This is a genomic window from Cupriavidus sp. SK-3 (genome assembly GCF_000611145.1).
GTDB lineage: Bacteria > Pseudomonadota > Gammaproteobacteria > Burkholderiales > Burkholderiaceae > Cupriavidus.
In genome coordinates this window covers 21,749-31,665 of sequence record NZ_JFJV02000003.1, presented here as the reverse complement: position 1 = coordinate 31,665, position 9,917 = coordinate 21,749, and the positions used below count along the sequence as shown (strand labels likewise).

The following is a 9,917-nucleotide window of genomic DNA, read 5'->3' as shown; positions in this document are numbered from 1 at the left end:
GCGGAACGCTATCGGCGCAGGATGCCGTGGATGTCGCGGCCTACTTCACCCAGCAGCCGCGACCAGATTATGCGGCCAGGGTAAAGGACTGGCCCAAAGGCGACCGGCCGAAGGATGCTCGCTAAACGCAGGAAGACGTGCCTCACGACTACAAATTCACAAGAGATTGAGCTACATCATTGTGCTGCGTCCCGCAGGCCGTAAAGTGATCGAGTTAGTGTTTGTCTCACCAGCCCGTGATGTTGGAAAGTTACCGCAACCCAGCATCCTCATTCGCGTGATTTTCTTCCTGATAAGGAGCCTGCCATGCAAGCGAACGTTGGAACCGTTGACCGGACTCTACGGATTATCGTTGGGCTAGTCCTGATTGGACTGGCTGCGACAGGACGGGTTGGCGCATGGGGTTGGATTGGCGCCCTTCCGCTCTTGACAGGCCTGGTGCGCGTCTGCCCCGCCTACAGCATCCTGGGCGTGAAGACATGTTCGTCTGAACCCAAGACCAAGTAAGCCGACCAATGTAACCAGGCGGCAACGTACACACGGCTACGCACAACAACGCGCCGCGACGCCTGCTGCGTAATTTCGTTACGACTCATTCATCGATAAGCTGTCTTCCTCCACAAGAAGGAAAAGCACCATGTCCAATCGTCGTCAATTTCTGAAGAGCATTCCAGTGGTCGCTGCAGCGACCACCCTTGCCGTGTCGACATTGGCCCGCGCACAGGCTGGTGGCTCGATCCTCGATGACAAAGACCCGCCCGCTGTCGACCTCGGTTATAAGGCAGATACGAACAAGGTCGATAAGACCAAGTATCCAAAACACGAAGCTAGCCAGCGCTGCGGAAACTGCTACCTATATGATGGCAAGGCAGGTGCACCTAAAGGGGACTGCCCATTGTTCGGCGGGCAAGTAGCTGCCAATGGCTGGTGCATTGCGTGGGTAAAGAAAGCCTGATGTCTATTGAGTAGCAGGTTCCACATTAATACTTCAGCCTCCTTCTCGTTCGGGTCTCTGCATTTCCCGCAAACGCGCCTTGGTCAGAACAAGGCGCATCGATACGCCAGCGGGCGCGAACACATACCGTTTGCCGCCTCACGTCCGCGATCGATGCCGGACTCTGGTCCTGCTGGACATGCCAGTGCCGCGGCATCAATTCGAAGGAGATAGCCCAGGCAATAGCCAGCAGGCGGCTTCTGCAAAGAAGTCGCTGCCTCGTTCGGTCTGGATCCGTAGACCCTGTTCGCCCGCACCGCGCTGGCGGCTCAGCCATTTACGGAGCGTACGCCTTGAGAGGCCGCGGCGCGCGCATACAAGACCGGCGTTGCCGGTCTCGAGATACGTGCCTACCCAATGCAAGCGCGTCGCGATCTCGCAATCAATCGCTGCATTCTTGTTGAAACGACGTTCTGGAATCACGCAGTTTATTCCCTAGCGTACACAAGTGGCGTAAATACTATTAGTGCCAATTTGGTACCCGCTGGAGTGAAATCCAAACGCCTCAACAGCATAGGCACCCGGAGTGTCCGGAGATGGGTCTGAAGCCCACATATTGCCATTAGTATTCGGCCAGCCGTGAGTCCCCTTCACGCCAATTGCGTCAATTGCCAACAATTCCGACACGATCGGCATCCGCCAGCCGCTTAAACCACCGAATGACGCGCCAGCGCAATTGGCGGTGCCTTGCGCCCAGGTGTAGGTAACATTGAAGTCTGGCGGCGTCCACAGCACTCCATATTGAGCAAAGATGTTATTGCTGATCGGAGTAATGTGCCCGATAAACGCTGTGACCATGAAGGTATTGTTACCGACATACTGCACTAAAATGGAATCTCCAAGAGCGCCAGAAAGCCCACCACCCGTAACGGCGCCAGTGCCGGCCATGTTATGGACAATTATTTGATTGAAATTTGGCACCAGCGTCCAGGCGGCCATGCCATTAACTTGCACCTGATCGCCTATGGCCGGAGCATCGGGCAAAATAATCGCGACTCCGACGCTGCCATTATTGGCTATATATCCGGTATTTGCCACCGCCTGTACGGTTGAAGCAGTCGCACTAACCCAGTTGAGACGACCGGAAGGACCTGCCGGACCTGTGGCTCCCATAGGCCCGGTTGGACCAGTTGGCCCTGTGGCACCCGTAGCTCCTTGTGCGCCGTTGCACGCGTAGGTCGTCGACACCACTTCGCTCGCCTCAAGGGTGCCGTCGCTATTGAGATCCAGACCCGAAGTCGTTTTATTACCACCATTGGAACAATTCGCCCCCGCAGGTTCTGCGACTGTCACCACTAGCGTAGTCAGGCCATCGGTGCCGGTCGCCCCTGTTGCACCAGTTGGCCCAGTAGCACCAGACGCTCCATCGCATACGTAGGCAGTAGTGGTGACTTCGGCTGATTGCAAAATCCCATCGTTATTAAGGTCGAGCCCAGACTGTATCTGATTACCATTACTAGGGCAGATATTCACTGCCACTCCGGCAACAATCTTCACCAGAGTATTTAAGCCATTGGCACCATTGCTTCCAGACACACCATTGCAGATATAAGAGGCGGAAGTAATCTCCGCACTTTCGAGTATTCCGTCACCATTGACATCTGATCCGGAACTGATCTTAAAACCGCCGCTTGAACAATTATTCCCAGCCGACTCCGAAGTCGCGGCGATCAGAGCGCCAATACCTTTCCCTCCATTTACACCGTTGCAAACATATTGCGTGTTACTTACTTCACTCCGCTCTAGAACGCCATCGCCGTTGATATCAACGCCTGAATGAACCGTGATTCCGCCATTAGGGCAGGCTGTTACGGGTGCATTGTTTTCGCTAGAAAATGCCACGGTATTCTTGACCGCGACTTGAGGCGTAGCCGGCACGACCGATAAAGTATCGCCTGAATTTCCACCGCCGCCGCAGGCAACCACCAGCACTGTAGCGAATAAAGCGGCCAATAATTTTATATCGACGAGATTATAAGATCTGGCTTTCAACTTAATTCCCATATTTTTTGTCGCGCCCCGCCCAATTAAATGATGGAACCCGCTTGGTAACATTTTAATCGGATGCCTCCACCCACCGACACGACGAACCATAAACGGTAATATGATAAGGCGCAATACGCCCTACTCATATAGTCTTTTTGGATTAACCGATCTGATCAAGTACCCGATTTAACGGATAACAATTCACTCGTATGAGCGCATACTATAGTGTGCTTCGCGGACGTTCGAAGCACCAGAGCCGTATTTGCTCGAGCGCCTCCACCGCTAGGGAACATCTGCATAAGCCGCCCAGACATGTGCGTGGCTCAAACATGAATGCATGGGGCGATATGTATCTTGATAGACCGGCGCTGCCCCTCACTTCTAAAATCAGCTACCAAGCTTGCGACATCGGTAACCATGGATTTCCATATTGGAACTTCAGAGGGTCACGTTGGCCTTCTTGACCAGCAACGCATAGCGCGCCGCATCGCTCTGGAAGAACTTCGCGGCTACCTCTGGCGTGCCGGGATTGATCGTATTACCCTGCTTCTTCATCGCTTCCAGCACGTCCGGGCTGGTAAATGCCTTGGTGAACACCGTGTTGAGGGGCTTTACCTCGGCCGGTGGCAGCCCAGCCGCCCCCCCACGGCAAACCAGCCCTCGATCGCGTAGTTGGCAAGCCTTGTTCGGCGATGGTGGGAATATCCGGTGCGGCCGGCGAGCGCGTCGCGCACAGGCCGATCGCACGCAGGGCGCCGTTCTTCAGGTGCGGCGCCACGGCATTCAATGCCACGACACCCATCTCCACCTGGCCTGCGATCAGGTCGGTCATCATCGGTCCGTTGCCCTTGTAGCGGACATGGCGCGCCGGAGGGGATGGCGCAGGTCAGGATCGCGGTTTTGAATGGGGAATTCTCGCACTGGCGCATCTCGGCGCTCGAGATGGCCGCCTCGCGTCACGGCGAATGCATCGGGCCAGCATCGCCAAACCGGCACTGACCAACGAACAGAACAGACCGAGCAACCTTTGCCGCAAGCCAGTGCGTCTGACGAAATCGACCTCCCCAAATTTGCACGCTCTCCGTCGAGCGGAAACAATATTGCCAATTCGCCACCCGAGCCTCCTTATCCAGCGCGGACTCCGGCAGGATTCCGGATTGACAGAATCGCTTTGCGCTACGGCCGCGCGCCTGCACACGGAGGATGATGCGCGCCACGAGGCCAGTAGGAACGCCACCGGTTCGGCTGGACGCGCGAAGTGTGATGGGCGCCGCTCTGGCCAGCATGCCTGCTTTGGTCAATGCCCCGCCGCCGCGTGGGCGGGAATGCGAATCACGAGGCATTATCGCACTACGTCTATATGGCTGGGCAATGGGCTTTGAACAACTGGCGACTCTCGACGGACCCTCCTCAGGCATAGCCCGGGACGCCCCCTTGCAGGCCAAAGCGCGAATCGCCTCGCAGTGATCCTATGAGTGCTGGGACAGTTCCCTTCATCAAACGGTTCGCTATAGCGAGCACGAAGCTCCCGCAGACTAGCTCGTCATCGAGCCCAGCTGACAAATGGAAGGCGCAGTAAGCAGATCCATCAACGCTCGCTTCTCCGGTCCATTTGGTGTCCTACCGTTGGCTATGGTGACTTCCAATGGCGCAAGATCCGGCAGTCCATCCTCGCACCCCATGATCAGGAGCCGTCCGCTCACAGATTGCCTGGGTACCGCGGCGATGGCGTTGCCAGCCCGCGCGCAGGCGAGGACCCCCATCGTATCGGGACTGGAGTACACGCAACGATAGGGTATCGATGTCGCCTCCAACGCATGAACAGCGTGCGCCCGAGGGGCCGAACCCACTTCGAATAGAGCTAGCGGGATGGGCCGCTGGGCAGCCAGGTTAGCTGCCGAAGAAGCCCCAACCCAGACGAGTTCCTCAGAAAATATAGGCGGGCCGGGAAATTGAGGGCAACACGTGCCTACGGCAAGGTCCAGCGAGCCGCTCTCCAACCTTCGCCCAAGCTCAAGCGTCGGCAAGCAGACCACCTCCACCCTGACATCCGGGAACTGAGACGTGAAGGCCCGCAATGCCGCAGGCAATATCACGCTGGCATAGGCGTCTGGCGTGCCAATGCGCAACGAGCGCTCGTAGGTCTCGCACGACAATGCCTGCCACGCTTGCTCGTGAAGCTCCTGGATTCGCTCAGCATAGACCCGCAGCGTTTCTCCTGCCGGGGTCAAGGCAAGCAGGCGCGAGTTGCGCACGAACAGCGGCGCCTCGACATCCAACTCCAATTGCCGGATTTGCATGCTGACGGCAGCTTGCGTCAAGTGCAGCATCTGTGCCGCCCGGGTGAAGTTGCGTTGCTGTGCTACAGCAAGGAAGGTTCGAAGCTGGTCCGATTTGAATTGCTTTTTCATGCTCCGCCTGTTCATAGGCCGCGCTCCACCGGCTGGCATACTGCGTCGAATTTCACCACACTTCACGTGCGCGTGTCCTGCACAACACGCCACCATCAGAAAGGCTTGTGACACCATCAATTAATATTGCTTTGCTCTCCGTAGCCACCGGGGGATACTCCCAGCCGCATCGAGGCCAGAGGCAAAGGTCTGAGCATCTGGCTGGAAATGCAGTATCCCGCCCGCCAGACACAGTCGCAAACGCGTTGCATCTAAAAGCAGGGCTTGCGCAGTTAGACGCGTTGCCATACGCGGGGTCAATGTGGTCCGTCTATCACTTTTTGTTTTCCGGTCTCGGTGCCACTTCTATGCGAGCTGCTACGCGTGCAGAGGTTTCTGGCGAGCGGCCCTACTTTGCTAGATCCTAGGCCTTTTTGCTTGCATACCATTGAGCCGCATCATGTTTTCTTCCAATTACAGTTGGTAGTCCAGATTTCCAGTAGGTGGTGCTCAACCTCTAAAATGAAAGACCCTGTCCATCAATACGTCGGTCGCACACCCACTCGAGCGCCGGGGGTCATATAGCGCAAGCTGCGCCGAGAGCCCTTTCCTCCCCGAATTGACGACCCGAAGGCACAGCCCCATTACTACGAACTGGCTGAATCTGCGTCAGATCACACCCTGCGGATAACGGATTCAGATGCGCGCGGCTGCCTCGGCCGACGCGCGGTCGCCGGAAGCAATGCCTGCGAAGGACCAGTCAAGGACCGTGGAACGGCCGTTCGCCCACCCCCAACTACCCATTACCGAAGCGGCCAGGTCGGCTTACAGGGCGGCTCGCTAGAGATAATGGCTAACCGCATGCCATGGGAGGCGATTGGAGCCAGCCTGGCGTCGGTGTTCGAGCGCAAGGGTCGCGATTGCCGCACAATCACAGATGCCGATCTGCTCAGACTGACGATGGCACCGGCTGCTATGAATCAGGCAAGTCATCTGCAATCAAGCTACCTCGTAGTGTCAGTTTGAGGTAGCCTGATTGCAACGGACTCTGATTCATAAATAATGAGCTAGTCAGGAGGTGTCAGAGATGAAGAAGGCAAAACAGGTCTATTCGGACGTCGCATTTAGGGGACCGTGCAATCGCCGCTCGGGCACCATATACATGCGATCCCCTGGCAAGCCACCCTATTCCGACCGTCCTTCTTCGCGGTATAGAGTGCTTGGTCAGCGATTGCAAAGATTTCGCGATGTGTCGACTCGACACGCCCCTGCTTGCGCGTAAGTGAGGCTCCAACGCTGACCGTCACAATGCCGAACGGAGAACTGCGATGCTCGATCGCCAGATCCTCCACCCCGACGCGCAGGCGTTCCAGAACCTCCTCAAGGGGCGGAAAAGCGGAGCCGCACCGCAGCAGCGCAAACTCTTCACCGCCAACGCGTCCGGCAATCATCTGATACTTCTCGGCCACGAACTGCAACACCGACCCCACGGCTTGCAAGCAATCGTCACCGGCAGGATGACCATAGGTGTCGTTATATTGCTTGAACCAGTCGACATCGACCATCACAGCCTCGATGTCTTCGTCATCGGCCGTCTCTTGCCATTTTCGCCGGATACTTTCGAACATGAACCGCCGATTGAATAATCGCGTCAGCGGATCGATCGCGGCGACGCTGCGCAACCGCAGATCGTTTTCGATCATAGCTCGAAGGTGATGGAATACTTCGCGCTGATCGTCACGGATGCCACGCGGCGACGAATCCATTGCACACAGAGCACCGACCACTTCGCCACCCGGCACCTTGAGCGGGATAGCGGCGTAGAACCGCGCAAAAGGGGGACCGCTTACCAAACTACATTCGCCCAGATCCGGGTCGGTGAGCGTATCTTCGATCACGAACAAATCGTCATACTGCACGGCACGATCACACAGCGACTGCTGCCGAGGAACCGGCGACATCCACATGCCGACTTCGTCTCGATAATGCTTATGTTCCTTGTCGAGCAACGTCACGGCCGTGATCGACGCGCCTGTCACACTCTTCAGAATCGCCGCTGCATGGCGAAAACACTCGCGTATCACCTGATCGTCGTGGAGCAGCCATTCGATAACTGCTGGCTCGGCAGTCTTTCGGTCGCCCATGGCCTCCAATGGCACTCTAGTGGCGAGTCGATCATTGCCCGGGGCGCATTGCATTGCTCAAAACCAGAAGTCATTTACCGGTATTTTAACGGCAAAAACCTGAAATCCTGAATGGAGATCTGCAAGTCAGTCGACCTATCCCACAACTCGATGACCTCGCCGAACTGCGCATAGCGCATGTGCGTGTAGTGCGCAATCGGTTGCCCCTGGAACGGCAGCGGTCGGAGCCAATCTTGGCACGCTAAGGCAATCCGTCAGCTATGGCACGAATGACGTCAACCTGATACTCGATGTCGCAGCCACGCCCGATGCGTCGGTCGTGGTCGCGCCGCTTGGCACCAGTATCTACACCGCGCTCGGCACGACCGCATTGATCCGCGCGCAAACGGTCAATGCGACACTACTGGAACGGCTGAGCAGCAACCCCATGAAAGATCCGGCTTCATCTGGCAGTTGGATCACCGCGATGGGTTCGCGCACGAAAGTCGGCGGCACGAATAGCCAGCCGGGCTTCCAGTCGCACCAATACGGGTTTCTGGCGGGCATCGACCATCCGACGGGCGAATCCACGCTCGGCGCGGCTGCCGGCTACATGCACACCAATATCGGCGAGGATGGCACCGGCAGTTCGGGCACAACGGACACGCTTAGGCTCGCGCTGTATGGCAACGGGTGGTACGGTCCAGTCGGCTTGGCAGCGACCGTCGGATACGGGCTCGATTTCCTGTCTCAGAAGCGGCCGTTCGGTTCGATCGGCACCGCGGAAGGCGATCACATCGGTCAGGAATTCACCACCGCGGCGCAGGCTAGCCTGCCGCTTACGGTGGGCGGCGTCGTGTTGACGCCGAATGTGGGATTGCGCTATGCGTATTTCCACGGCAACACATTCAGCGAAACTGGCGCAAACGGGCAGAACCTATTCGTGGGAACGGACAACGCCCGCAGCCTGCAACCTTTTGCAGCGATCACGCTGGACAAGGCGTTTGGAGACACGGCAAAGCCGGTCAACGTAAAACTGCGGCTGGGGTACGCGCACGAGATGCTGGCGGGCGGACGTGCGGTCACGGTGTCCGCCCTGGACGGCACGGTGTTCGCAGCCCCAGGCACGGATCTGCCGCGCTCGTTTCTCACCACCGGCGCAAGCGTCAGCCTCCATCCCTCCAAATCCCTGACGGTTGCCTTCGCGTTCGACGCGCTGCTCAATACCGGCCATGCATCCGCGCAAGCGGCAAGCGCAAAGCTCGATTACCGTTTCTGAAGCGGGATGCAGAGTTAGGGGTCAGGTCACCGCTGGCGTTGCCATTGGCAGCAGCTGTTGAGGTCCGTTAAATCTTCAGCACGCGCGCCGTCGCCGACGGCAACGGGCTTCAAACAATTGGCGAAGCAAGCCAAGGCCGCGCCACGGGCCAAGACGCGTCGCGCCCGCTAACTAAGGATTCAGCCCGCCCGACTAAGCCCGTAAATGAGCCCGCTAATCCCGTCGATCCGGTGCTGCAGGCCATCGTGACGCTGCAAAAGCGCTTCCCGCAAACCTCTCCGAAGCGTCCAGCGTCCAAGGTACCGCTCAAGATTCGGCCTCTTCGGGGATCTCGTCCCAAGCGCGCAGGAACTTGGCCTGACGGAGCTGGAACTGCGCGACGCAATCCGCACCTGGTGCCGCGGCACTGGCTACCGGAGCTGTCTAGTGGAAGGTTCGAAGGGGAAGCCCGTGAACGCGGTGCAAACCCACACGAGGCAGGATGCGGTTCCCCTAGACTGCGGTGCCGGCACTCCCATGGAACATTCACGTTCATGAGAGAATCCACTTCCCCGATGCCCGCCGGCGCGGGTTAGTACTGTTGGTCCGGCGGACGGCCAAGACGACGTTGGGCACGCGAGCGTGGTACGGGTTTCGGCACATCAACGGCCCCGGCGCATGGGCGGGAAACCCGTGGGTGGTCGAGTTCAGGAGGGTTGGTTGATGCTAGCCATTGCCGGCTTCGTGGCCTCCACTCATCCACCCATCGATGGCAGATCGCGCGCGCTCGTCGCCGACCTCTCCGGCCTCGTCGCCACTGCGATGACCTCGATCATGAAACTGAATATCAGCAACGAGATCGTCGCCCTCCTCGAGCTTGCCAATTCGAACGAGCGCCACCCAGTCACCGCCCTCCTGGTAGACGGATACCGCATATATCCACCCTCGGTACCGTTTGAAGCTCTCGGCAGCCATGACAATCTCCCGTCGTTTCGCCCAAGCGTAGCACCAACTGTTGCAGATCGCTATTTCGGCTAATGGCGAGCTCTAATCACGCAAATATGGGTGCCAGCCAGGATAGATGAAGGAAAGGCGCTCCTCTCCTGCCGATGCTCGCGAGTGCTGTCAATCGAGATCTCCCTGGAGCGTAGATCGTGGCGTGAATA

General features: G+C 57.9%; 8 protein-coding genes and 3 pseudogenes. 6 read left to right on the top strand and 5 right to left on the bottom strand.

Features of this window, described 5'->3' with window-relative positions; translation table 11 throughout:
• The 3 genes and pseudogenes from CF70_RS38710 to CF70_RS34305 form a co-directional block, all read left to right on the top strand.
• Positions 1–125: pseudogene (locus CF70_RS38710) on the top strand (cytochrome C); the annotation flags it as partial.
• Between the two features lie 181 nt (positions 126–306).
• Complete coding sequence (locus tag CF70_RS34310; RefSeq protein ID WP_081861965.1) at positions 307–507, top strand: YgaP family membrane protein; 201 nt, start codon at positions 307–309, stop codon at positions 505–507.
• Between the two features lie 130 nt (positions 508–637).
• Positions 638–955 carry a high-potential iron-sulfur protein gene (locus CF70_RS34305; protein ID WP_081861964.1) on the top strand — a complete coding sequence of 106 codons (318 nt, stop codon included), beginning with the start codon at positions 638–640 and terminating at the stop codon, positions 953–955.
• Positions 956–1,213: 258 nt separating this feature from the next.
• On the opposite strand, the pseudogene CF70_RS37165 reads toward CF70_RS34305, so the two are convergent.
• The 5 genes and pseudogenes from CF70_RS37165 to CF70_RS00140 all read right to left on the bottom strand — a co-directional run.
• Positions 1,214–1,381, bottom strand: a pseudogene (locus CF70_RS37165) (helix-turn-helix domain-containing protein); the annotation flags it as partial.
• Between the two features lie 48 nt (positions 1,382–1,429).
• Positions 1,430–3,112, bottom strand: a complete 1,683-nt coding sequence (locus CF70_RS37160) for a DUF7151 family protein (protein WP_152561645.1) — start codon at positions 3,110–3,112, stop codon at positions 1,430–1,432.
• Positions 3,113–3,418: 306 nt separating this feature from the next.
• Positions 3,419–3,848: pseudogene (locus tag CF70_RS00150) on the bottom strand (Bug family tripartite tricarboxylate transporter substrate binding protein); the annotation flags it as partial.
• Between the two features lie 667 nt (positions 3,849–4,515).
• Positions 4,516–5,391 (bottom strand): LysR family transcriptional regulator, encoded by an 876-nt coding sequence (locus tag CF70_RS00145; protein WP_160172213.1) that lies wholly within the window; start codon positions 5,389–5,391, stop codon positions 4,516–4,518.
• A gap of 1,103 nt (positions 5,392–6,494) precedes the next feature.
• On the bottom strand, positions 6,495–7,514 hold the full coding sequence (locus tag CF70_RS00140; protein ID WP_235184829.1) for a diguanylate cyclase: 1,020 nt from the start codon (positions 7,512–7,514) through the stop codon (positions 6,495–6,497).
• A 319-nt stretch (positions 7,515–7,833) separates the two neighbouring features.
• Here CF70_RS00140 and CF70_RS00135 point away from each other — a divergent pair, with 319 nt between their 5' ends.
• The 3 genes from CF70_RS00135 to CF70_RS35540 all read left to right on the top strand — a co-directional run bounded on the left by CF70_RS00135 (position 7,834) and on the right by CF70_RS35540 (position 9,789).
• Positions 7,834–8,772: an autotransporter outer membrane beta-barrel domain-containing protein gene (locus tag CF70_RS00135; protein ID WP_051647927.1), complete on the top strand. Its 939-nt coding sequence runs from the start codon at positions 7,834–7,836 to the stop codon at positions 8,770–8,772.
• 357 nt (positions 8,773–9,129) lie between these two features.
• A complete protein-coding gene (locus tag CF70_RS38705; protein ID WP_349675090.1) occupies positions 9,130–9,309 on the top strand; it encodes a hypothetical protein in 180 nt (59 codons plus the stop codon).
• A 165-nt stretch (positions 9,310–9,474) separates the two neighbouring features.
• Complete coding sequence (locus CF70_RS35540; protein WP_152561644.1) at positions 9,475–9,789, top strand: hypothetical protein; 315 nt, start codon at positions 9,475–9,477, stop codon at positions 9,787–9,789.
• Positions 9,790–9,917 lie beyond the last annotated feature (128 nt).

Excerpts from the sequence above, each read along its gene's own strand:
- CF70_RS34310 (WP_081861965.1), top strand. The coding sequence starts at position 307 with ATGCAAGCGAACGTTGGAACCGTTGACCGGACTCTACGGATTATCGTT.
- CF70_RS35540 (WP_152561644.1), top strand. The coding sequence starts at position 9,475 with ATGCTAGCCATTGCCGGCTTCGTGGCCTCCACTCATCCACCCATCGAT.
- CF70_RS00145 (WP_160172213.1), bottom strand. The coding sequence starts at position 5,391 with ATGAAAAAGCAATTCAAATCGGACCAGCTTCGAACCTTCCTTGCTGTA.
- CF70_RS00140 (WP_235184829.1), bottom strand. The coding sequence starts at position 7,514 with ATGGGCGACCGAAAGACTGCCGAGCCAGCAGTTATCGAATGGCTGCTC.
- CF70_RS34305 (WP_081861964.1), top strand. The coding sequence starts at position 638 with ATGTCCAATCGTCGTCAATTTCTGAAGAGCATTCCAGTGGTCGCTGCA.